At 52.7% G+C, this 21,712-nt stretch carries 23 protein-coding genes; 13 read left to right on the top strand and 10 right to left on the bottom strand.

The annotated features are described in order from the left end of the window. The first annotated feature begins 96 nt into the window (after positions 1-96). The 9 genes from zntR (at position 97) to ABC502_RS07090 (ending at position 7,575) form a co-directional block, all read left to right on the top strand. Complete coding sequence (gene zntR, locus ABC502_RS07130) at positions 97-537, top strand: Zn(2+)-responsive transcriptional regulator (RefSeq protein ID WP_345915374.1); 441 nt, start codon at positions 97-99, stop codon at positions 535-537. Next, positions 531-1,646, top strand: a complete 1,116-nt coding sequence (locus ABC502_RS07125) for an SO_0444 family Cu/Zn efflux transporter (RefSeq protein WP_345915373.1) — start codon at positions 531-533, stop codon at positions 1,644-1,646. Before zntR ends, ABC502_RS07125 begins: the two co-directional genes overlap by 7 nt. A gap of 99 nt (positions 1,647-1,745) precedes the next feature. Next, positions 1,746-2,501, top strand: a complete 756-nt coding sequence (locus ABC502_RS07120) for a transporter substrate-binding domain-containing protein (protein ID WP_345915372.1) — start codon at positions 1,746-1,748, stop codon at positions 2,499-2,501. Between the two features lie 189 nt (positions 2,502-2,690). Beyond that, positions 2,691-3,482, top strand: coding sequence for a putative hydro-lyase (locus ABC502_RS07115; RefSeq protein WP_345915371.1), 792 nt, complete (start codon positions 2,691-2,693; stop codon positions 3,480-3,482). Positions 3,483-3,493: 11 nt separating this feature from the next. Continuing rightward, complete coding sequence (locus ABC502_RS07110; protein ID WP_345915370.1) at positions 3,494-4,222, top strand: 5-oxoprolinase subunit PxpA; 729 nt, start codon at positions 3,494-3,496, stop codon at positions 4,220-4,222. A 5-nt stretch (positions 4,223-4,227) separates the two neighbouring features. After that, the gene (gene pxpB, locus ABC502_RS07105) at positions 4,228-4,914 is read left to right on the top strand and encodes a 5-oxoprolinase subunit PxpB (protein WP_345915369.1); all 687 of its coding nucleotides are present in this window, start codon (positions 4,228-4,230) and stop codon (positions 4,912-4,914) included. Beyond that, positions 4,911-5,864, top strand: coding sequence for a biotin-dependent carboxyltransferase family protein (locus ABC502_RS07100; protein WP_345915368.1), 954 nt, complete (start codon positions 4,911-4,913; stop codon positions 5,862-5,864). Before pxpB ends, ABC502_RS07100 begins: the two co-directional genes overlap by 4 nt. After that, complete coding sequence (locus ABC502_RS07095) at positions 5,864-6,703, top strand: DUF4392 domain-containing protein (RefSeq protein ID WP_345915367.1); 840 nt, start codon at positions 5,864-5,866, stop codon at positions 6,701-6,703. The genes ABC502_RS07100 and ABC502_RS07095 overlap by 1 nt, the downstream gene beginning before the upstream one ends. Positions 6,704-6,711: 8 nt before the next feature. Further along, positions 6,712-7,575, top strand: coding sequence for a D-amino acid aminotransferase (locus ABC502_RS07090; protein ID WP_345915366.1), 864 nt, complete (start codon positions 6,712-6,714; stop codon positions 7,573-7,575). Positions 7,576-7,633: 58 nt separating this feature from the next. Here the strand turns inward: ABC502_RS07090 and ABC502_RS07085 are convergent, their stop codons facing one another. From ABC502_RS07085 to ABC502_RS07050, 8 genes are all read right to left on the bottom strand, one after another. After that, a complete protein-coding gene (locus ABC502_RS07085; protein WP_345915365.1) occupies positions 7,634-8,812 on the bottom strand; it encodes an ABC transporter permease in 1,179 nt (392 codons plus the stop codon). Next, complete coding sequence (locus tag ABC502_RS07080; RefSeq protein ID WP_345915364.1) at positions 8,809-9,750, bottom strand: ATP-binding cassette domain-containing protein; 942 nt, start codon at positions 9,748-9,750, stop codon at positions 8,809-8,811. Before ABC502_RS07080 ends, ABC502_RS07085 begins: the two co-directional genes overlap by 4 nt. Positions 9,751-9,846: 96 nt before the next feature. Beyond that, positions 9,847-11,307: a VCBS repeat-containing protein gene (locus tag ABC502_RS07075; RefSeq protein ID WP_345915363.1), complete on the bottom strand. Its 1,461-nt coding sequence runs from the start codon at positions 11,305-11,307 to the stop codon at positions 9,847-9,849. Between the two features lie 149 nt (positions 11,308-11,456). Next, complete coding sequence (locus ABC502_RS07070; RefSeq protein ID WP_345915362.1) at positions 11,457-12,551, bottom strand: macro domain-containing protein; 1,095 nt, start codon at positions 12,549-12,551, stop codon at positions 11,457-11,459. 10 nt (positions 12,552-12,561) lie between these two features. Then, positions 12,562-13,212 (bottom strand): DUF4433 domain-containing protein, encoded by a 651-nt coding sequence (locus ABC502_RS07065; protein WP_345915361.1) that lies wholly within the window; start codon positions 13,210-13,212, stop codon positions 12,562-12,564. 180 nt (positions 13,213-13,392) lie between these two features. Beyond that, positions 13,393-14,196, bottom strand: coding sequence for a DUF1338 domain-containing protein (locus ABC502_RS07060; RefSeq protein ID WP_330086336.1), 804 nt, complete (start codon positions 14,194-14,196; stop codon positions 13,393-13,395). Positions 14,197-14,277: 81 nt separating this feature from the next. After that, positions 14,278-15,315, bottom strand: coding sequence for an arginine N-succinyltransferase (gene astA / locus ABC502_RS07055; RefSeq protein ID WP_330086335.1), 1,038 nt, complete (start codon positions 15,313-15,315; stop codon positions 14,278-14,280). A 6-nt stretch (positions 15,316-15,321) separates the two neighbouring features. Next, positions 15,322-16,530 carry an aspartate aminotransferase family protein gene (locus ABC502_RS07050; protein WP_345915360.1) on the bottom strand — a complete coding sequence of 403 codons (1,209 nt, stop codon included), beginning with the start codon at positions 16,528-16,530 and terminating at the stop codon, positions 15,322-15,324. A gap of 140 nt (positions 16,531-16,670) precedes the next feature. Here ABC502_RS07050 and ABC502_RS07045 point away from each other — a divergent pair, with 140 nt between their 5' ends. Beyond that, positions 16,671-17,099, top strand: coding sequence for an Lrp/AsnC family transcriptional regulator (locus ABC502_RS07045; RefSeq protein ID WP_330086333.1), 429 nt, complete (start codon positions 16,671-16,673; stop codon positions 17,097-17,099). 8 nt (positions 17,100-17,107) lie between these two features. Here ABC502_RS07045 and ABC502_RS07040 read toward each other — a convergent pair whose 3' ends face one another. Together ABC502_RS07040 and ABC502_RS07035 are read right to left on the bottom strand one after the other, a co-directional pair. Next, on the bottom strand, positions 17,108-17,587 hold the full coding sequence (locus tag ABC502_RS07040; RefSeq protein WP_345915359.1) for a GNAT family N-acetyltransferase: 480 nt from the start codon (positions 17,585-17,587) through the stop codon (positions 17,108-17,110). A gap of 13 nt (positions 17,588-17,600) precedes the next feature. Continuing rightward, positions 17,601-18,161 (bottom strand): TMEM165/GDT1 family protein, encoded by a 561-nt coding sequence (locus tag ABC502_RS07035; protein ID WP_345915358.1) that lies wholly within the window; start codon positions 18,159-18,161, stop codon positions 17,601-17,603. Positions 18,162-18,511: 350 nt separating this feature from the next. Between ABC502_RS07035 and ABC502_RS07030 the strand changes: the two genes are divergently transcribed. The 3 genes from ABC502_RS07030 (at position 18,512) to dinF (ending at position 21,699) form a co-directional block, all read left to right on the top strand. After that, positions 18,512-19,435: a hypothetical protein gene (locus ABC502_RS07030; protein ID WP_345915357.1), complete on the top strand. Its 924-nt coding sequence runs from the start codon at positions 18,512-18,514 to the stop codon at positions 19,433-19,435. A 155-nt stretch (positions 19,436-19,590) separates the two neighbouring features. Beyond that, positions 19,591-20,205 carry a DUF4136 domain-containing protein gene (locus tag ABC502_RS07025; RefSeq protein ID WP_330086329.1) on the top strand — a complete coding sequence of 205 codons (615 nt, stop codon included), beginning with the start codon at positions 19,591-19,593 and terminating at the stop codon, positions 20,203-20,205. A 168-nt stretch (positions 20,206-20,373) separates the two neighbouring features. Continuing rightward, complete coding sequence (gene dinF, locus ABC502_RS07020) at positions 20,374-21,699, top strand: MATE family efflux transporter DinF (protein WP_345915356.1); 1,326 nt, start codon at positions 20,374-20,376, stop codon at positions 21,697-21,699. Positions 21,700-21,712: the final 13 nt, after the last annotated feature.

Raw genomic sequence — 21,712 nt, 5'->3', positions numbered from 1 at the left:
TACCCCCAATCCACCGGCTGTCAACAACCAAATACATCGCCTTGACTCTGGAGTAAGCTCAAGGGTTTATACTAAGATCCAGACAGGAGGATGGCGATGAAAATTGGTGAGTTGGTCAAACGGCATGGGGTCAGTGTGGATACCATCCGTTTTTACGAAAAGCAGCAGTTATTAAAACCGAGCGCTCGCTCGGATGCCGGCTATCGGCTGTACCGTGAAGCAGACAGTCAGCGACTAAACTTTATTCTGCGTGCCAAAGCGGTCGGCTTTAGTTTGCAGCAGGTTCGCGAGTTGTTGCAGATAGAAGACAATAAAGCCGAATGGCACTGTGCCGATGTCAAAGACAAAGTGCAGCAAAAAATGCTGGAGATTGAGCAGCAGATGCTGGATTTGAAACAGTTTCATCAGGCGCTGCAGCAACTGGATGCCGCCTGTTGCGGTGGGCCAATAAGTGCTACTGAATGCTCCATCCTTACAGCTCTGGAACAAGGTAAACCACCCCAAACAGAACAACATAAGGAGCACACATCATGCTAAGTTTTATCGACAACTTCTGGCAACTCTTTGTGTTATCAGCTCCCTGGCTGTTGGTTGGTTTGCTGGTGGCTGCCATTATGAAGGCCTGGATCCCAATGGATTGGTTGCAACAGCAGCTCGGGGGCGATGGCGTCAAACCTGTGATAAAAGGTGCTTTGCTGGGCGCCCCATTACCTCTGTGCAGCTGCGGTGTGATCCCGGCAGCGATGCAATTGCGACGCGGTGGTGCCGGCAAAGGAGCGACCGTAGCATTTTTAAGTGCCACACCGGAAACCGGTGTCGACTCGATTTCAGTTTCCTATGTGTTGCTTGGCCCGCTGATGGCCATTGTCCGGCCTGTCGCTGCTATTTTAAGCGCCATTACCTCCGGCCTCTTGGTGGGTAAAGCTACCGGACACGACAGTAACACTAAAACAGAAGCTCCGGTCAAAAGCTGCTGTGCCAGCAACAAAGCTGCCACTCCAGCACCAGAGTCAGTCAAACCGGCTTGCTGCGCTGCTAACAAAGCACCAGCAGCCCAGCTATCCCGGCCACAAAAGCTATGGCTACAAGCCAAAGATGGCATAGCCTATAGTACCGGCAAACTGCTGAGCGATTTTTATCTGTGGCTGATGATTGGCTTATTCTTTGCGGCTCTGGTGCAAACCCTGGTGCCAATGGACGCATTGGCAAAATACGGCAGCAGCATCTGGACCATGTTGTTGATGGTACTGATTTCCGTGCCGATGTACGTCTGCGCAACCGCCTCTACCCCGATTGCTGCAGCCTTGATGATGATGGGCATTTCACCCGGCGCTGCCCTGGTCTTTATGCAAGCAGGGCCGGCTACCAATATAGCGACCATCAGCGTGGTGTACAAAGAGCTGGGTATGCGGGCGCTGGTTGCTTACTTATTTGGTGTCATTGTAATGTCGGTGTTCTTTGGCTGGTTGCTGGATTTTGCATTGCAGTACTTTGATATCTCGGTGCAAAGTGCCATGCAACACCAACACTCGGTGTTGCCCTACTGGCTGGAGCTATCGGCTGCACTCCTGCTTGCCGGCTTGATCGTCCGGATCCTCTGGCAGCAATGGCAGAAAAAACAAAGCATGAAAGCGCATACAGCCTGATCCCGGCATTTGCGACAACAAGCACTTGCACCCTGGCTGTTACCATGCGTATGATGGCTTACACCCCTTGGTGATGCCATCATTTTTTCCGGGAATGCTATGTTACGGTTAGGGATTCTGCTTTTGCCGCTGCTGTACTCTGTGCATCTTATGGCCCATGAGCCTCCAGAGCTAATCTGGTGTCTGGATGATCATTGGCACACTCCGGCGCATGAGCACAAGCCTGAAAGCAAAACAGCACATTTTATGCAAACCATTGCCGAGCGTCTGGCAATCACTATCCGGCCAACCCCCCTGACTCCCTTTAGCCGTTGCTTACGTAAAATGGAGCTTGGTCAGGCCGATCTGATGGTTAGTTTAAATTACAGTGTCGATCGTGAGCGTTTCCTGCACTTAATCCCCTACGATGAAGCACAGCCTGAGTCGCTTTATTTACTGCGCACGGCTGATGATATTGCCAGTTGGGATGATATAAAGCAGCGGAACATTGTGGTGCTTCATGACTATGGGTATAGCCCCGAGTTGCAGCAGATGCTGAGCAAGGATTCGTTCCGTCTGATTCAGGCTGCCTCGCTGGAAGATGCCTTTGCCATGTTGTTGCTGCAAGAAGCCGATGTGGTGATTGGCCCGGCGCAAAGTGCCGTGAATGTGATTCACAACAACCCAAGACTGCACGATCAATTTAAACAAGCCAGTTATCAATTCAACTTCCGCCAGGCCCGCACCATCAACCTGGCTTTCTCCCGAGCCAGCTCCCATCAGGAAATACTGCCCAAATTGCAGCAATTGATACAGCAGATGATTGAGAATGATGAAATAAAGCATTTCCGTCCGCAAACAAAAACGCTGGATTAACCAGAAATCACGAACATCCATGGCTCAAACCTGACAGGCATAATGCTATGATTAGCAAAGTGCCCTGAGGGCACTGCCGCAGCGTTAAAGAATAATTTATTTTAACTGCGCATTGTTGAGTAAATAGTTTATTCATAATAAAGTAGCACTAGTAGGTTGTAGCCATTCGGAATGCCTGAGAGGACGTTGATGTTAAGCAAAAGCAGTCACCCCAAAGATGTACGCCTGGCCTGCCGGCGGCAACAGCACAGCGGCAATACCTCGGGCCTGGCTGCTGGCTTTGTGCAGGCCAATATGGTGATCTTGCCAAAAGCCGATGCCAGTGATTTTCTGCAGTTTTGTCAGCTCAACCCCAAGCCCTGCCCTGTCGTGGCGCTCTCCGCCCAGCCCGGTGATACCGGCATTGCGGCTATTGCTGCCGATTTGGATATTCGCAGCGACTTACCAAGCTACCGGTTGTTTCGCCACGGCGAGCTGGTGCAGGAGCTGCCGGATATTGGCGAGCTCTGGCGCGATGATTTGGTCACGTTTTTCCTGGGCTGCTCCTTCTCGTTTGAAGAAGCTCTGCTGGCTGATGGGCTGGAAATTCGTAACATTACCGAAGGCGTCAATGTGCCGATGTACCGCACCAACATCCGCTGCCAAAGCGCCGGTAAATTCAGCGGCCCTATGGTGGTGAGTATGCGGCCGATGAAACCAGCCGATGCCATTCGTGCCATTCAGATTTGCAGCCGCTTTCCGCAGGTGCATGGTGCACCGGTGCATTTTGGCGATCCGGCCGCCATTGGCATTGCCGATTTAACCCAGCCGGATTTTGGCGATGCCGTCAGCATCAAGCCTGGCGAAGTGCCGGTGTTCTGGGCCTGTGGCGTCACACCGCAACTGGCCATTGCCGAAGCTAAACCAGAATTTTGTATTACCCACAGCCCGGGCTGCATGCTGGTGACCGATATTCCAAATTCAAAATTGGCGTTGTTTTAGCCGGAGGAAGCATGAAATTAAACTGCGATCTGGGCGAAAGTTACGGCAGCTGGACCATGGGCATGGACAGCAGCGTGATGCCTTACATCGATATGGCCAACATTGCCTGTGGTTTTCATGCCGGTGATGCCGACGTGATGCAGCGCACTTTAGCACTGGCCAAACACTACCGGGTTGAAGTCGGCGCTCATCCCAGTTACCCGGATCGACAAGGCTTTGGCCGCCGCTCAATGAACTGCACAGCCGAAGAGCTGGTGAATCTGCTGCATTATCAAATTGCGGCGCTGGATGGCATGGCACAAGTCCATGGCCTTGAGCTGAGCTACGTCAAACCGCATGGTGCCCTCTACAACGATATGATGCGTGACCCTGCTATTCTGCAGACGGTGTTTACAGCCATTCAAAGCTACCACAAACCGCTGGCACTGATGCTGCTGGCCACAGCCGAACAGGCAAAGCATCAGGCCGATGCCGAAGCGCTGGGTATTTCGCTGCTGTTTGAAGCCTTTGCCGACCGGCGTTATACCGATGATGGTTTGCTGATGCCGCGTAGCAAGCCAGGTGCCGTGCTGGATAAAACCGAAGTGATGGCGCAGGTACTGTTGTTGGTGAATGAAGGCGTGGTGATCACGGAAAGTGGCAAGCGCCTCGCGCTTCAAGCCGATACACTCTGTGTGCATGGTGATAACGAAGCCGCCATTGCCGAAGTGCAACATATTCGTCAGTTGTTGCAAGGCTAGCTTTTATGCTTGATTACAGCATTCAGATTGCCGGTGAAAGCAGCCTGATCCTCTACCCGCCGCAGCAGATGTCGGCCGAGGTCAATCAGTGGGTGCTTGCTGCCTGCCAGCAACTAGAGCATGCATTAGCCGATGTGTTGCTGGATGTCACTCCATCCTATGCCTCTATCCTGGTCAGCTACAACCCGCTGCAGACGGATCATTTTTTAGTGAAAGCTCGGATCCGACAGGCCCTGGCGGCACAAAGCGGTGAAAGCCAGCAGGCTGGCAAACTGGTCGAGTTGCCGGTGTATTACAGTGAAGAAAGCGGGCCGGATCTCACCCGGCTGGCGAAGCTGCATCAACTGAGCATCGAGCAAGTGATTGAGCTGCATCAGGCGCCGTTGTACCGGGTCTATGCGATAGGTTTTGCGCCTGGCTTTGCTTACATGGGTGAAGTGGATGAACGCCTTGCCACCCCACGATTGGACAGTCCCCGCGCCAAAGTGCCCAAAGGTGCCGTAGCGATTGCCGATCGCCAGACGGCGGTCTATCCGGCTGAATCCCCTGGTGGCTGGAATCTGCTGGGCCTGTGCCCGCTGCAGCTGTTTGATCCAGCCAAAACGCCCAGCATGCCGGTGGCAGTGGGCGATCAGGTACGCTTTACCGCAATCGACAAAGCCGAGTTTCTGCGCCTGGGAGGCGTATTATGAGCGGTTTTCGTATTGAGCAAGCAGGCCTGCTTTGCACCTTGCAGGATCAGGGGCGTTTTGGTCAAAGCCGGCTCGGCCTGACTACGGCAGGCCCGGCCGATGGCCATGCTTTTCGCTGGGCCAATGCTTTGCTTGGCAATACGCCTGGCAGCTGCGCGCTGGAAATCACACTCGGCGGCTTACAACTGAGCGCCGAACAAGATACTGCCATTGCCGTTTGCGGTGCGGCTATGCCGCTTAGCATCAACGGCAAGCCAAAAGCTTTATGGCAAGGTCATGCCATCAAAGCAGGCGATCGCATTGAGCTGGGTATGGCAACGTCTGGCGTACGAGCTTACCTGGCCGTCGCCGGTGGCTTTAGGGTGCCACAGCAATTTGGCAGCAGTGCCACCGTGCTGCGCGAAGGAATTGGTGGCCTGGATGGTGGCAAGCTACAAGCCGGGCAATTGCTGCCGCTGACGGAGCCAGCTGCGACCATGACTTCACAGCCGCTGTTTGCTCTGCCCGAGCGGTTTTGGCCGGATTACCAGAGCCCGCTGACATTACGCCTGATTGAAGGCTATCAGTGCGAGGACTTTTCGGTCGCAGAGCGGCAACGCTTTTATCAGCACCCCTACCAGATATCGCCTAAATCCGATCGGATGGGCTGCCGGCTGCAGGGCCCGCCACTGCTCTGCCAGCGCAGCAGCCTGCTATCAGAAGGCATCTGTTATGGCGCTGTGCAGGTACCACCGGATGGTCAGCCCATTGTGCTGCTGTGCGATCGGCAAACGCTTGGGGGCTACCCCAAGCTTGGCTCGGTGTTGTCGCTCGATTGCTGGCAACTGGCACAACGTTCGGCTGGCTTTGAGCTGCAATTTGCAGCCATTAGTATCGAACAGGCACACAATTTGCTGCATTTGCAGGAACAACGCTTTTGGCAACAACACAGCCAACTGGAGGTGCTTTGATGAAGCCCTTGCTGTCACTCAGTCGTCAGATCGAAGACTTGCTGGTCGCGCGCAATTTACGCGGCATGCAGCAGCTGCAACGAGCCCTGCGCCCCGGTTATTACCTGCGCGCCGCCCGTATCCTGAATCAATGCCAGGGGGTGATCTTCATTGGTACCGGTTTTCCGGTTGCCGATACCTTTGAAACCGATGGCCCGGTTGGTGCCATAGCCCTGTACGATTGCCTGCAGCTGCTGGGAGCCCGACCTGTGCTGGTGTGTGGCGATCCGCTCTATTCGGTGCTAAAAACCGATTACCATTGCCATCCTCTGCCTATCAACAGTCCGCAAAATCTGGCGGCGCTGGCGGCCGAAGCCCTGCAGCATTATCAGCCACAGGCCGTGATCTCGATTGAACGACCCGGCCGGGCCCGGGATGGTAGGTATTACAATATGCGGGGCGAAGACATCAGTAGCCGCTGCGCCAGCTTCGATGATTTTTTACATCTGGCTGCCTGCCCTACTCTGGCCATTGGCGATGGCGGCAATGAGATTGGCATGGGCAATATCAATGCCGCCGTCAGCAAGCTCAACATTATTCCGGCGGCGACTGAGTGCGATGAACTTTTGCTGGCCGATGTCTCCAACTGGGGCGCTTATGGCCTGATTGCGCTGCTCAGCGTCTGGCGCGAGCAGGATCTGCTGGCGCAGGTGCAACCGCTGCGTATTTTGCAGTATTTATCCGACCGCGGCAGTGTGGACGGTGTCAGCCGACTGAATACCTTGACCGAAGACAGCTTGGATGCCAGTGAAGGCATTGCTGTTATTACCTCTTTACGTGCCCTCTGTGGCTTTAGCTGAGTATGACTATGAGTATTGTGTATTTAAATGGAGACTTTCTGCCGGCTGTTGAGGCCCGCATCTCGCCAATGGATCGTGGCTTTTTATTTGGCGATGGCATCTACGAAGTAGTGCCGTCCTACCAGGGCCACTTTGTTGGCCTGGTGCCCCATCTGGAGCGGATGTTAAGCGGCCTTGAGCAACTGAGCATTGACGCTGGCCTTAGCCTGGCCGACTGGCAGCAGTTGCTGACGGATTTGCTGGCGAAAAACCAGAGCATGGGAGAGAACCTGGGGGTTTATCTGCAGGTGAGCCGCGGCACCGATGTAAAACGCAATCATGCCTTTCCGGCGAATATCCGGCCTACGGTATTTGCCTTTGTGTTTGAGATCCCGCCGGCACCAGTAGCCGATAAAGACAAAGCGCCGCGCTACCGGGTGGTGACCGCCGACGACTTGCGCTGGCAGCGCTGCCATATCAAATCGACCTCTTTGCTTGGCAATGTGCTGCACTACCAGCAAGGCTACGCTCAGGGGGCGCAGGAAACCATTTTATTTAACCGCGAAGGCTTTTTGACCGAAGCGGCCGCCTGCAATGTGTTTGTGGTCAAAGACGGCGTGATTGCTACCCCGCCACTGAGTACTGAGCTGCTGCCTGGCATTACCCGACTGATTTTGCTGGCGATTTTGCGCAAGTACAGCAGCTACCCGGTGGAAGAGCGCGCCATCAGCCGGGCTGAAGTACTGGCCGCCGATGAAGTCTGGTTAACCAGTTCCAGCAAAGAGGTCGCGCCTGTGGTGCAAATCAACGATCAGTGGGTGGGCGATGGCGAGCCCGGCAATATCTGGCTGGATGTACAGACGCTGTTTAGCGCCCATAAATACGAGTTTTAAGCATTAGCACAACGCGTGAACGAAAGAGCCCGCTGCTGCGGGCTCTTTGTCTGCAGCTTTAGTCTGCTTTACGGCTCAATGCCCAGCGCATAATGTCGCCCCAACTGGGCTCTTTGCCGTACATTTGCATGCCACGCAGGAAAATCCGCCCACCGAGCCGACGCATGTAGTACACCGCAGCCAGCAACAATGCCAGCGACAAGCTGAGTTGCCACCAGGGCACCTCCACCATCGACATCCGCACCGGCATGGCGGCAAAGGACGTGACAGGTAGCCAACTCAGCAGCGTCATAGCCCAGCCGGATGGGCTCTCAATCACCAGATAGGTAAAGAGCAGCGGCAACCAGGTGACCATCATCACCACGCCTTTGCCGCTGGTATTGGGATCATCTATCGAGGCAGCAATGGCCCCCATAAAGCAGGCACAAAGTAATAACCCAGCCAATGCAAAGGGAATAAGCCAAAGAATAACCCACCAGTTCAACCAGCTCAGATCCAGGCCGTCACCGGCAATTACAGATATCACTACGAAAAATACCAACATCACCAGCAAGGTGGTGAGCATGGCTTTCAAGGCGCTGAAGCTATGACCAAGCATCTTTCCATCCATCCATTGCTGCGGAGTCACAATGGCATAGAGTTGCTCAGTCACCCGCTGCTGCTTTTCGCCGGTTATGCTCATTAAAATTTGGCCAAAGGCAGTGCTTAGGCCTATCAGCAATAAAATCAGCACGGCAAAGGCAATCATCTTCTCCGGCGTGTCTTCACCTTTAAAGTCATCATCCAAAAAGTTGCGTGCTATTGGCTCTGGCTGTTGCAGCTCGGTCAGCTGCGCATCGGTTAAACCAAAATCACCGGCCCGTTGCATTTGAAAATAGCTTTGCAGTACCTGCTCCAATTGTGGCAGCCATTTACTGCTGGCACCGGTGTACAAGACCCAACTGTTGTCCTGATAGGCCAAAACAGCATGCCAGGTTTGGTGATCGCGCAGTTGCTGCAATTGCTGCGACAGATCGATGCTGGGGCGCTGAAACTCAAACTGTTCGGTATTTTGCACCACCAGTGTGCCAGGCACGGCAATACGGTACTGCTGACGGCTTTCATCGGTCAGATAGACCCAGGCAAAACCGCCCCCCATCACCGCCAGCATCAGCAAGTATGAAATCAGTTGCTGCTTCCATTTAAAGAAGCGCAGAAACTCCCAGCGGGCCACAATCAGACTTTGACGGGATATCATGCCGCGGCCTCCTGTGGCGTTTGCCGCTGATGCCTGGACATAGCGTTCAGGTACAACTGATGCAAATCCGGTTTTTGCATGGCAATTTGCTCCGGCTCAATCCGGCCCAGCAGTTGCTGCAACACAGGGCCAACGTCAGCATCCGGTGACAAGGTCAGCAGTGCCTGCTCTGGCTGAGGCAGCTCCACCCTGGTCACTGCCTCCAGACTGCGCAACCAATCAGCCGGCAACGGCACTTTGCTGCTTAACTGAATTTGCACCTCCGGTTGTGCCTGCTGGCGGATGTCGGCCAGGGTACCAGCCAGCACCACCTCGCCTTTGGCCATCAGCACCATGCGATCAGCCAGTTTTTCCACCATCGCCATCTGATGCGCACTTAATATCACTGTCATGCCGTTTTTCTTGAGCTGCTTGAGGAAATCGACCACTTTTTCCTGATTGATGGGGTCCAGCCCAGAGAAAGGCTCATCCAGAATCACCAGAGCCGGCTTGTGCAGTACCGCTGCAATGAGCTGCACTTTTTGCTGGTTGCCTTTAGACAGCTGTTTCAAATCGTCATGCCGCCGCTCAGTTAGTTCAAATACTTCCAGCCAGTGCACCATCCGGCTCAGTGCTTCCGCTTTGCCAAGTCCATGCAACTGCGCCAAAAACAGCAGGTTTTTTTCGACACTTTTATCACCATAAAGGCCACGGTCTTCCGGCAAATAGCCCAGTAAGCGCCGTGGCACATGCTGAAAGGTTTGGTCCTGATAACACACTGAAATACTGCCGGCATCGGGCTTCGTCATGCCCACCAGCATACGAATAATGGAGGATTTACCAGCTCCGTTCGGGCCAAGTAAAGCAAAAATTTCGCCACTTTGGATCTGAAAGCTAACCTGGTTCACCGCTGTGACCGTGGCGTACTGCTTGGTCACAGCATCAATACGAAGTTGCATCTGAAAGCTCCTTACCAGCCGTTTACACTGGAAAAGACTAGCACTGCGCTCTACAGGAGCCCATCAGAAAAGTGTTAGCAAATATAAAAGCCCGCTTCAGCGACTAAAGATTAAATGCAGCTGATTGCGATGCTCGCTTTTATCCTGCGCATCAAACGGCAGCACCAGATCGTCTTTGCCATTGCCGGTCAGATCGGTGATTAGTACCCGGCTGCTGTCACGTGGTACATCCAGCTCCAAGCGTTCACTGCGCCGGCTAAATAACCGGCCGCTATCCGGGCTGTATAAACGCAAACGACCACTTTCACCAACCAACAGGTGTTTCTGACCAGTACCGGATAAATCGGCCAATTGAAACAGTGGCAAATCAAAACGTACATTGCTGATGCTGACATCTACCCGCGCCTGCTGGCGCAAATCAGCCCGGCTGGCATAACGCCCCTGCTCATTCATCAGGAAAAAATCCACATCCAGATTGGCATTGCCACGCAGCAATACCCGCACTATGGTGCCTACCCCAATGTTGGTGTTAGGGATGTAAAAATCCTGCCGGCCATTGCCATTAAAATCACCAATCACCACATCAATGGGTACATTGTCGGTCTTTACCCGGCCATCCGGCTCCTCGGCAAAGGTCAAGCCCTGTTCATTCAGGCGCCCATAATGAATACGATATTCGGTACTGCGATCCAATACATCGGCCAGCTGTTCCCGCTCCATCACCAGATCAGCAATGCCATCGCCGTTCATATCGCGCACATCAAACAACCGATCCAGCTGCTGCCCCTGATAGCTGCGGCCAGCATCGTTGCGCTGATCCAGGGTTCGCTCTGTCGATAACGGAACTGCCCAGCCCAGAGCCTTTGGCTCTGTCGCAAAGCTACCATCTTCGGCCTGCTCAAACGCCCAGAAACGACCTTGATCGACCACTAACAAATCTTTGCGACCATTACCATTGGTGTCGACCACAAAGGGCCGGCGTGGCTGATAATCCAACCGGTTGCTTTGCCAGCTTTGGATCCGGCTTGGCAGCTGCAATTCATAGTGCCGGAAGCTACCATCCGCGTTTTGGCGCAACAAGTGCGAACTGGTAAAATCCGGTATAAAAAAGTCGCTTAGCTCAGAACCCAGCTCCAGTGTAAAGTTACGCTGGCGCAGTCTGACTGGGTCCAGCACCCGATGCACGGAACTCACCGCTATCAGTCGCTGATAATCACCATCCGGCAAACTCATACGGTACAAACCATCGGTGCCCCAAAAAACCAGCTGCGGCAGTTCATAACCGGCCAATTGGGCTTTGCTAAAAAACTGGGCATTGTCAGGAATGGGCAAACCGCTGACGCTGAAGTTTTTGGTATCCACCAGGCTCAGCCAGCGCTGATACTGATTAAAGCCGGATACCAGCAGATAAGGTTGCTCTGGTAATTTCAGCAAACTGCCATTGGCCGGATGTTCCAGCTGCAGCTGCACCCGCTCCAGCGTCAGTTCCTCGGCAATAGCAGGGTCTGAGCACAGCCATAGCGCGAACAGCCCGATCGATAAAGTTTTGCGCATCATAGGTTTAGCATCCAGCTTTCAAGTGACTGGCCACAAAGTATCATGTGGCCTAAAAAAAACGCAATGATTAGAGTGTAAGCAGATGCATGATAAAACGACAAACGCCGGGTGATGGATCACCCGGCGTGCTTTGAAGTAGTTTTGAGGGCTTATATTCCATCCTGAATCATGGGCGTTGGCAGAGGTACCTGTTTTAGGCGTTCAAGTGCCAATTCCAGCTTAGGGGGATCAAACAGTCTGAGTTTACGCTGCGCCGAACGCTCCCCTCCAGGCCAGTGCCTCACCCCTTGCCGAACAGACTCAACATCTGAAGCAACATGGCCTCGCGCCAACAACCAATCGACGGTAGCTAACAGCTCCATCCCAAACGGGGATTCAAAGCCATCAATCAGCTGGGCGGTTTTTTCCAGCGCAGGCAGATACTCCCTGGCCTCGCTTTTGAGATAGATCTCGACCGTTTTACGTTTGGCATCATTAAACCAGATGGTATCCCAGGGTTCACTGTCACTGATGCGCTTATCGCTTTTCAGATAGCTGCCATCAAGGCTGTCCAACAAGTGCCGCAGCCTGTCGGCATAAGGGCCATAGTTGTTGGCTTTAAACTGCAAATCCAACGGGTTTTTCAGCCCTTCAGCATCAATGACTCGCTCCAGAAACCAGGCCAGTTTTTGAATTTCGAGCAGGCTGCATTCCATCCCCAATACCCAGTAACGACGCACCAGTTCAGCAATAAGCGCTCGAGCAGGAGTTAGTTTTTCCACACCTTTGGTTTTGGCCACATTTTGGTAAACTTTAGCGGGCTCGAAGATAACAACCTCTACACCATCCAAACCCGCCAACGCCTGTTCGATATGAGGTTTTACTACATCCCAGCTCAGGCCACCGTTCCCGGCTCCCAGAGGTGGGATCGCGATAGAACGAATATGATGCTGTTCGATAACGCGGCGCAGATCAGCCAGACCGTCAATAATCCATTGTATTTGTGACCTGGCGCGCCAGTGCTGCTTAGTGGGAAAGTTGATAATCCAGCGCGGCCCCATCAGCTCACCGGTTTCAGTGACAAACATCTTGCCGGTCTTCACCTCGTCTGCCTTGCAGGCCTTGGCGTAGGCAGCCATATTGGCAGGGAAGCGCTCCTTGAACATCAGGGCAATGCCTTTGCCCATCACGCCAACCGTATTGACCGTATTCACCAGGGCCTCGACGTTCGCTTCTAACAGGTTGCCTTGTGTGTAAATAATCATGGATAGCCTCTCAAAAGTACCAACCGGGTAAACAGCGGATATCCAGTTGGACAGCCAGCCCTTCCGCTTGTTCTTGTAGTTCTTGTTGTACTTGTGTTGTATAACACACTGCACCCAGCAGCGCAGAAATGGGCATGTGTCGATAAATCAATGCTTCTGCTTGATACCGCTCAACTTTCTCCGGGTTCTCCGGGTCACGCTCGAAGTTGCGTTGCTGCAACAGTGGCCAGTCGATTTCATGCAGAGAGTGTAGCGCATTATAGTAGTTGGCGGTTACCGGGTAGGCATGGCGGTCAGTAAATACATAGGGTAAGCCCTGCTCTGCCACTTTATGCATACTGGACACCAGAATGACAATATCGGTATTGCTCACTCTTCTCACTTCGCCTCGTCCTGTATGGATGTTGTACAACATCGGCGAAAAAGGCGTGAAGTAAAAAGGAATATAATCGTTCAGGACACCACCAGGCGCTAAGGGGACCTGCCGGTGGCCACGTCGGCCAATCAATTCTTCATTGCCAATAGTTACCCAGTCTGGCGCGCGAGCACCACCATTCCCTGCATGCAAGCCATTTTCCAAAATCCAGGGCAGATTCCGGCGATGCGTAATCCGCCAAATCAAGGCTTTCTCTGGATTCAGGTTAAGGTAATGGTTAGACATGAACCGCTCTATACACAAGTTGTTTTGAGTACGCCAAAGCGCATTAAACCGCAGTGATGGAGGGCTTGCAAGTAGTAGCAGCCAAACTAAGGTCGTAATTGATTTTACCAGCACTGCAACAATGAAAAACGCCGGGTGATGGGAAGCCCGGCGTCACAGATAAACAGCAACCAATTTCCCTTAACGAGCGTTGGTGCTCTCAAAGATTTTATCGGCAGAAGCCGCAACAAAGCCGGTATACAAGATGCCTGGTGCCACTTCGTAGCGACGGGCAAATTCGTAGAAACAGCTTGGAATGGTAGCCGGGCCATCGCTAAATTGCAGGGTAATCAGATCAGCCAGGGTGGAGGATTGCTCCAGCAAGACCTCTTTGCTGCCTTTGATTTCGCCGCCAGAAGTATTCAGCAGGAAGCCACCGTCTTTCAGTGCCTGATTGACCTGCTCCAGCGTCTCGAAGTTCTCCAGCGCATTGACACTGACGGTAAAATGATTGGCGCGGAAGCCCCAGGCTGCCATCCAGGCTGCGTACTCGCTTTCTGCCAGTAGCTTCTCGTAACTGGCATGATCCACTGACCAGTGAGTACCAGAGTACAGGAAGTTATCTGCAGTAACTGCCTCATCCGGGATCTGGGCAACCAGCTCACCGACTATCTGCTGCAACTGCTCAGAGCACTGCTCCAGCAACAACTCAGAGATAAAGACCTTCGGCTGATTGCGATCCGGATGCTCAAAATGCTTGGCATACAGTTTTTTCGCTTCAAAATGGTACTCGCCACACTCTTCGTAGCCAACCGCTTTAAAATGCGCAGCCAGCTTTTCCAACCCGATTTTTTCCAGGTTGAAAGTACGTAAGGCGATGTGGTCATTGATAATGTCCGCTTGCTGAGAGCTTCCCAGCAACTGGTGGACACGCTTGGCAGAAGGCGTTACTTCCAGGTAGTTCTGCCACAGATTTTCAAACAGCTCATTGACGTTGCTATGCATGACGCTCACCTTACTTCTTAACTTCCGGGATGCCCCAGCGGGGCAGCTAGTATAACAAATTTGCTTTCTATCAATACCGCCTTAACGGCGGCCCTTTTCCAGCACAATAAAGCGGGCCAGCTCGCCATCGGACAGTTGCAGTGCATCCGCCAGCTCCGGTTGGATTAACAACAGCCCCTGATGTTCATCAAAGCGGGCTTGTTCACTGAAGCTGGCGCGAAAGCCCTGGGTCTGCGTGTTGCTGACTGCCAGCATCTGGCCGGGCTCAACTTTGGGTACCACCCGTACCGGCACCTTCAGGCTGCTGGCCACGGAGTGGATCTGACCAAGACGGGCTTCGATGGTGGGGCCGGCATCGAATAAGTCGACATAGCCACGATGGACAAAGCCTTCTTGCTGCAACATTTTCAGCGCCGGCCTGGTGTGCTCATGCACCTGACCTATCACTTGCTGGGCTTCTTCCGGTAACAAGCCCACATAAATAGGATGACGTGGCATCAGCTCGGCAATAAACGCCTTTTTACCGACCCCAATCAGATGATCAGCAGTCGGAAAATCGATGGTTAAAAACAGCTTTTGCAACCAGCCCCAAAATGGCGGTTGACCATTGCCGTTCGAAACACCGCGCATTTCGGCAATCACTGTCTCGGCAAAACGCTGTGGATGCTCGGCCATAAACAAAAAACGCACCTTGGATAAAAAACGCCCGGTATAGCCGGTGCGATAGCTTTGGCGCAAAAACAGCGTGCAGATCTCCGAAGCACCGGTGTAATCGTTGCAAAGCGTCAACGTTTTCAGCTGATTTAACACATTCAGCTCGGCCGAGTGATGCATCACCCTATTTTGCTGAAAATGATACAGTGGCGTCTCCAGTCCCACCGCCGCTTCAATCCCGGTGGTACCAACAATACTACCCGTTGCGGTATCCTCCAGCACGAACAGATAGCCCTGTTGGCCCGGCTGCTCGACACAGTCTGCAAAACTGCTTTCAGAGTGGGCAATTTTTTGCTGCAGCCGACCATCGTTGACCGGCAGTGAAGTAAAACCCGGGCCGGACTCTTCTGCGATCTGACGCAGCGCAGCAAAGTCACTGCTTTGAATAGGGCGAATAACCAGCATCCGTTGTTAACCCTGTACGATTTTGGCAACCGCACGCTCAAAGCGGGCCAGGCCTTCGCGGATATCCGCATCCGGGATCACCAGCGATGGCGTAAAGCGCACCACATTGGCACCCGCTACCAGCGCCATCAGGCCTTCTTCGGCAGCCGCAACCATAAAATCACGCGCCTTGCCGGCATAATCGCTGTTCAGTACAGCACCCAACAGCAAGCCCTGGCCGCGAATGGTAGCGAACACCTGGTATTTTTCATTGATCTGAGACAAACCATCACGAAACAGCTGCTCTTTGGCTTTTACGCCAGCCAACACTTCCGGCTGATTGACGGTGTTCAGTGCCGCCAGCGCCACAGCACAAGCTAAGGGGTTGCCGCCATAGGTTGAACCATGAGTACCGACCACCAGGTGCTTGGCGATGGCGGTGGTGGTAAGCATAGCACCAATCGGGAAGCCGCCGCCGAGAGCCTTGGCTGTGGTTAAAATATCCGGCGTGACACCTAACCCCATATAGGCATAGAGCTCACCGGTGCGGCCAACGCCGGTTTGCACTTCATCAAAAATCAGCAAGGCCTTGTGCTGATCGCACAGTGCCCGCACCTGCCGCATAAATTCCACATCGGCTGGCAATACGCCACCCTCGCCTTGCAGCGGCTCAACCATCACCGCACAGGTGCGATCAGAAATCAGTGCTTTTAAGCTGTCGATGTTGTTGAATTCGGCATGCTCGATGGCTTCCGGTTTCGGGCCAAAGCCATCAGAATAAGCCGGTTGGCCGCCCACAGTCACCGTAAAGAATGTACGGCCATGGAAGCCTTGTTTAAAGGCAATGATTTGGTTCTTCTCGTCACCATAGTTGTCTTTGGCAACACGGCGCGCCAGCTTCAGTGCGGCCTCATTGGCTTCGGCCCCCGAATTGGCAAAGTAGACTTTCTCGGCAAAGGTCGCATCGACCAGGGCTTTGGCCAGCAACAAAGCAGGCTCATTGGTCAGCACATTGGATAAATGCCACAGCTTTTCGCCCTGCTCTTTTAACGCAGACACCAGGGCCGGATGGCAATGCCCCAGGCAGTTCACCGCAATACCGCCGGCAAAGTCGATGTATTCCTTGCCTTGCTGATCCCAGACTCTGGAGCCGGCACCTTTGACCGGGATCATCTGAGCCGGAGCGTAGTTTGGAACCATCACATCATCGAAAAGTGCTCTGTTAACCTGTTGCATGAAAAACCTCGTTGCGTGGATTGTCGGTAGGGAACCGGAGAAAAGATGGCCCAGTGTAATCGCCATGACTGCCATTTTGCAGTATCATTCTGTACATTATTACCATTTATTCATGCAATCTGATAAGTCAAGGTGTCGATATGATAAATTCGGACGATGAACAGTTGCTGGCTATCCTTAGAACCAATGGCCGGGCCAGCGTGTCGGATCTGGCGCGGGCGCTCGATGTGTCGCGCACTACCATTCAAAACCGGCTGCAACGGCTGGAGCAGCAAGGGGTGATTCAGGGCTACACGGTGGAGCTGGGCAGTCGCTTTCTCAGTGAACAGGTATCGGCCCATGTGTCGATTAAGGTGCGGCAAAAACTGACCGCCCGCACCAATCTGGAGTTAAAACACATGCCACAGGTGTCAGCACTCTATGCCATCAGCGGTGAGTACGATTTGATTGCCATCGTGCAGGCACAGAATACCGAGCAGCTGAGCCATATTCTGGACGATATCGGTAATCTGGAAGGGGTAGAAAGAACCAACTCATCGGTGATCCTTGAAACCAAATTTAAGCGCTAGGACACGCCCTATAGCTTTTTCTGCCAGAACACTGCCTGTCCCATGGCAGGATCCAGCTCGTAGCCGGCAAAGCCAAACTTCTGATAGCTGGCTTTGGCAACGCTATTGCCTTCCAACACTTCCAGTGTCAGTTTGCAGCAGTTGCGGGCGCGGGCCAGTTGCTCCACTGCCTGCAGCAATGCAGTACTCAGCCCCTGACCACGATAGGCCGGCAGCACCGCTATATCATGAATGTTCATAATGGGCCTGGCTGCAAAGGTAGAAAAGTTTTCCACACAATTCACCAGGCCGGCAGGGACATCATCGACATAGGCAATAAAACTAAAGGTATCGCTGCGCTCGGCCAACCGCTTGGCAAGCTGGGCCTGTACTTCCTCCGACAGAGGCTCCCCGCCCCCCATTGGATCCAGTGCGTACTGGTTCAGTAAATACACCAGTTGCTGGGCTTGTGCTGGATCCTGGTAATCGACGGCTTTGACTTCAATCATCGTTGTCTTCATCCTAATAATTGATAATGGTTAGAATACCCAACAGCATAAAAATGCCGCAAGCAGCGCGACGGGCCCAATCGAGCGAAATTTTTTCCATTAGCCAGCTGCCGGCATAGACCACAGGTACATTGGCGGCCAGCATACCAAAGGTAGTACCCCAAATTACCATCCAGATAGCATCCTCAAAGGTAGCGGCCAGGATCACGGTGGCAATTTGGGTTTTGTCACCAATTTCCGCTAAAAAGAACAAAATGCAGCTGGCCATAAAGGCACCAAATTTCAGCACGCCGGTGTCCTCACTGTCGTCTTTATCCGGAATAAGCAACCAGAGTGCGACCAGAATAAAAGAGCCACCCAGCAGAAAACCCTGCCAGCCTTCTGGAATAAACTGCGCCACCCAGACACCCAGCCAGGCCGAAGCTGCATGATTCAATAAGGTAGCAACCAGAATACCGGCGATAATGGCTAATTTGGAGCGAAAGCGTGCTGCAAGGAATAATGAGAGAAGTTGGGTTTTATCGCCAATTTCGGCAATAGCCACCGCAGTGAACGAAGCAAGAAAAGCATCCATGGGAACGACTCAGCGGGAACATCAACCAAAGACATACAACAGACTCCCGCTTTGGGTCCGTTGCATGTCTCAGGTCTCATCAGTCTGCAGCAAAGCTGCAAATGTTGTTGCCATGTGCAATGAGGCACAAGGATGTTGACAACAACGCCAGTCTGGCCGATTACTCCCCCAAGCGCGGCCGCATTGTAGCCTTGTTTAAAGGCTGATGCAAGTCAGCAGGCAGGGTGTCAGCTTCTCTTACACCCATGTAAACAGAATTCCATAACAACATGATTTAATGATAAAATAAAAATGGCACTTCCTATGCATTAGATTTTAGTGATGAACTATTTGGCTGCATGGAGGCCACTATGAAAGCACTATCAGGTATTGCTGGTTTTATTTGCTTGTTGTCGTTTGGCAGTATTGCAAGCCCAATGGCAGGACCTAAAGCCTGTGATCTTTGGGATATGCAGGTCACTAAAGTGCGCGCCGTTGGCAGCGACAGCTGGTTGGAATTAACGCCGGAAGTCAGTGCGCTTAGCTGCATTGGTGCCTTTACCGGCAACAACAGCAGCTTTCACAATCCAGTGAAGAATCACCCGGACTACTACAATCTGGGATTTAAAAATGATGGCTGGATGAACTACTATGGCAACCAGAGCCCCTATTGGGATACGGATGGAGCTTTTATAACCAGCAACGATATGCTGCAGGATTTACAAGGCTTGGGCCCGATAGATCCAGGTTGGGTCCAGATGGGTAAAGACGATGGCCAGGGCTTTGTGCCCGACTCCAGTCGTAAGGGAGATAAGTCGTACACCTACGAGCAGACTGTCTTTTCGATGAGTGATTGCAAAGACAAAAATGGCCTGGCTGAAACCTGTGTCGGTGGCGATGCGGTTTCCGGTAACTGGCTGTTTTCACCTCCGGCGGTGAGTCCGGAAGAACTGTTTGATATCCTGGGTGGTACTTTCTTCGATCAAATGGCCGTTGTATTTAAAAGCAGTACAGCCTTTGCCATTTATACCTTTAGCATCACGCAATTTGCCGACATCGGCCTGGGGCCCATTTTACCGGGCGAGCAAAAGTTTGAGTTTGCTGGTACCTGGGATATGAGCGACACCTTGATCAATAAAGGTGGGCAAGCGGCAGGCTTGTCAAACTACACCCTGTATGGCCGGGATCCAACGGGTAGCTTTGTGGTACCGGCGCCGGCTACCATTGGCTTGATTGGCGTATCGCTTTTGTTGATGAGGCTGTTCCGTCGGAAAAATTTACATCTTTCCAATTAATGCAGCCGTCACCAAACGAAAAACCACACTTTCCTGGTGTGGTTTTTTTATTCAGAATCTATTCATCCTAAAAAGCTAGTATTAAGGTAGAATGAACTAAACCATTTTTGGGTTTGTCCCATAAATGATAAGTACTTTTTTCCTGGAGTAACGACATGAATGTTCAGTCTCACCGCTTAGCTCAGTTCTCGTACCAATCGCTGCGGTCATCTGTTGCGATAACAGTCATGGTGGTGTTCGCTCTGCTGCTTTCTGCTTGTGCCAGCAAACCCGAGCCACGGATTGACTACGCCCGGGACGTGAATTTTGCTCAATACCAGACCTTTGGCTTTTTTGACAATCCTGAAACCAATACTGAAGAGTACCAAAGCCTGTTAACTGATCACTTTAAATCGGCTCTACGGCGCGAAATGGAAGCCCTGGGCTACCGCTATCAAGCCGAAGGTGCCCAACTGTTGTTAAATTTCGCTTCCAACACAGAAGATAAAACCGATATTCGTTCCAGCCCCTTCCGGGCCAATGTTGGCTTTGGTCGTTACGGCTACCGCTCCGCCTGGCATCTGGGTTTCCCCATTTATCAATCGGACATCGAAACCGTGCACTACAAACAAGGCACCGTTCGGGTAGATTTAGTCGATGCCGCCCAAAACCGTCTGATTTGGCAAGGCGTGCAGGAAGGCCGCTTAACCCGTGAGGCTCTGAAAAACCCGAAGCAGGCAGTGGACGATACGGTAGCACTAATTTTTCAGCGCTTTCCTACCCGGCAGTAACTCAACTGTCCGCCCAAAAGCAGCCTGCGGGCTGCTTTTTAGTGGCAAAAAAAACCGGCCCAAAAGGGCCGGCAAAGTTAGCACTAGGAGGAACAAACTACCCTCTCTTTCGACAGGCTGTGCTAGTATGGCTTGCTAAGATGACAGCTTAATGACGATACCACCACCTTGCTGAACATTAGCCAGCCTAAACAAAAACAAGTGCTGCTCATAGCCTTGCCAATGATCGCTTCCAACCTGACCATTCCCTTACTCTCTTTGGTAGATACCGCTGTGGTTGGCCATCTGGAGCATGCCTGGTATTTAGGTGGCGTGGCCCTTGGCAGTAGTTTAATTAGTCTGCTGTTTTTGCTGCTTGGTTTTTTACGCATGAGTACCACGGGCCTCACAGCTCAGGCTTTTGGTGCCGGGGATACCAAGAAGCAAAGTGACACCCTGCTACAGGCAGCATCTGTTGCCATGATGTTGGCAATGCTGCTGTTAGTGCTGCACCCGTTGGTGATGCCTTTGGTACAGCAGATCAGCCAGGCCAGCAGTGAAGTACTGCAGCAGGCCGGTATTTATTTTCACATCCGCATCTGGAGCGCTCCGGCAGCCCTGCTCAATATGGTGCTGCTCGGCTGGTTTCTTGGGCTGCACAATGCCCGCTACCCCATGTGGTTGCTGCTGCTTAATCAAAGCCTCAACATAGTGCTGGATTTACTCTTTGTACTGGGCTTTGGCTGGAAAGTTGCAGGGGTGGCCGCCGCCTCAGTGATTGCCGATTACACGACCTTGTTGATCGGGCTGCTGCTGGTGCGGCGACTTTGGCAGCAACATCAACTTGCACCCTTTAAGTTTGGGCAACTGAGCCGGCTTACCGGTTATGGACGCTTCTTTGCGCTTAATCGCGATATCTTTATTCGTAGCCTCTGTTTGCAGCTGGTGTTTGTCTTTATCGCCTTTCGAGGTGCCAGCTATGGCGATACCATTGTGGCCGCCAATGCTGTGCTGATTACTTTTCTGATGCTGGTCTCGTATGCACTGGATGGTTTTGCTTATGCCGCAGAAGCTTGTACCGGCAAAGCGGTGGGCGCAAAAGACAGCAGCGAGTTGCAGCAGCTATTTGCCATTTTGGCTGGCTGGGGCCTGATACTTGGTGTTGCTTTTAGCATGGTGTTCTGGTTAGGCGGCTCCACCTTGATTGGCTTATTGACCTCTATCGCTGAAGTGCGACAAAACGCGGCTCATTTTCTGCCCTGGTTAATTGCCCTGCCCCTGATTGCGGTCTGGAGCTATCTGCTGGATGGCATCTACATCGGTGCCACCAAAGCCAAAGCCATGCGCAACAGCATGCTGCTGTCCTTTGCTGGTTTTGTGCTTTGCTACGCCTTGCTGCAAAGGCTGGATAACCATGCGCTCTGGCTGGCACTGTCGGTTTTTATGCTGCTGCGTGGCGTTACTTTGGCTTGGCCCTTGTACCGACAGGGCAACCATTATTTACTAAAAAGCTGAAAAAACACTCAAG

This window comes from Alkalimonas sp. NCh-2 (genome assembly GCF_039631345.1).
Classification (GTDB): Bacteria; Pseudomonadota; Gammaproteobacteria; order Enterobacterales; family Alteromonadaceae; genus Alkalimonas; species Alkalimonas mucilaginosa.
Note: the sequence above shows the minus strand (reverse complement) of the source record. Positions and strands in the feature narration are given on the sequence as shown.

Coding starts and splice junctions, on each gene's coding strand:
- zntR (WP_345915374.1), top strand. CDS start 97: ATGAAAATTGGTGAGTTGGTCAAACGGCATGGGGTCAGTGTGGATACC.
- ABC502_RS07125 (WP_345915373.1), top strand. CDS start 531: ATGCTAAGTTTTATCGACAACTTCTGGCAACTCTTTGTGTTATCAGCT.
- ABC502_RS07120 (WP_345915372.1), top strand. CDS start 1,746: ATGTTACGGTTAGGGATTCTGCTTTTGCCGCTGCTGTACTCTGTGCAT.
- ABC502_RS07115 (WP_345915371.1), top strand. CDS start 2,691: ATGTTAAGCAAAAGCAGTCACCCCAAAGATGTACGCCTGGCCTGCCGG.
- ABC502_RS07110 (WP_345915370.1), top strand. CDS start 3,494: ATGAAATTAAACTGCGATCTGGGCGAAAGTTACGGCAGCTGGACCATG.
- pxpB (WP_345915369.1), top strand. CDS start 4,228: ATGCTTGATTACAGCATTCAGATTGCCGGTGAAAGCAGCCTGATCCTC.
- ABC502_RS07100 (WP_345915368.1), top strand. CDS start 4,911: ATGAGCGGTTTTCGTATTGAGCAAGCAGGCCTGCTTTGCACCTTGCAG.
- ABC502_RS07095 (WP_345915367.1), top strand. CDS start 5,864: ATGAAGCCCTTGCTGTCACTCAGTCGTCAGATCGAAGACTTGCTGGTC.
- ABC502_RS07090 (WP_345915366.1), top strand. CDS start 6,712: ATGAGTATTGTGTATTTAAATGGAGACTTTCTGCCGGCTGTTGAGGCC.
- ABC502_RS07085 (WP_345915365.1), bottom strand. CDS start 8,812: ATGATATCCCGTCAAAGTCTGATTGTGGCCCGCTGGGAGTTTCTGCGC.
- ABC502_RS07080 (WP_345915364.1), bottom strand. CDS start 9,750: ATGCAACTTCGTATTGATGCTGTGACCAAGCAGTACGCCACGGTCACA.
- ABC502_RS07075 (WP_345915363.1), bottom strand. CDS start 11,307: ATGATGCGCAAAACTTTATCGATCGGGCTGTTCGCGCTATGGCTGTGC.
- ABC502_RS07070 (WP_345915362.1), bottom strand. CDS start 12,551: ATGATTATTTACACACAAGGCAACCTGTTAGAAGCGAACGTCGAGGCC.
- ABC502_RS07065 (WP_345915361.1), bottom strand. CDS start 13,212: ATGTCTAACCATTACCTTAACCTGAATCCAGAGAAAGCCTTGATTTGG.
- ABC502_RS07060 (WP_330086336.1), bottom strand. CDS start 14,196: ATGCATAGCAACGTCAATGAGCTGTTTGAAAATCTGTGGCAGAACTAC.
- astA (WP_330086335.1), bottom strand. CDS start 15,315: ATGCTGGTTATTCGCCCTATTCAAAGCAGTGACTTTGCTGCGCTGCGT.
- ABC502_RS07050 (WP_345915360.1), bottom strand. CDS start 16,530: ATGCAACAGGTTAACAGAGCACTTTTCGATGATGTGATGGTTCCAAAC.
- ABC502_RS07045 (WP_330086333.1), top strand. CDS start 16,671: ATGATAAATTCGGACGATGAACAGTTGCTGGCTATCCTTAGAACCAAT.
- ABC502_RS07040 (WP_345915359.1), bottom strand. CDS start 17,587: ATGATTGAAGTCAAAGCCGTCGATTACCAGGATCCAGCACAAGCCCAG.
- ABC502_RS07035 (WP_345915358.1), bottom strand. CDS start 18,161: ATGGATGCTTTTCTTGCTTCGTTCACTGCGGTGGCTATTGCCGAAATT.
- ABC502_RS07030 (WP_345915357.1), top strand. CDS start 18,512: ATGAAAGCACTATCAGGTATTGCTGGTTTTATTTGCTTGTTGTCGTTT.
- ABC502_RS07025 (WP_330086329.1), top strand. CDS start 19,591: ATGAATGTTCAGTCTCACCGCTTAGCTCAGTTCTCGTACCAATCGCTG.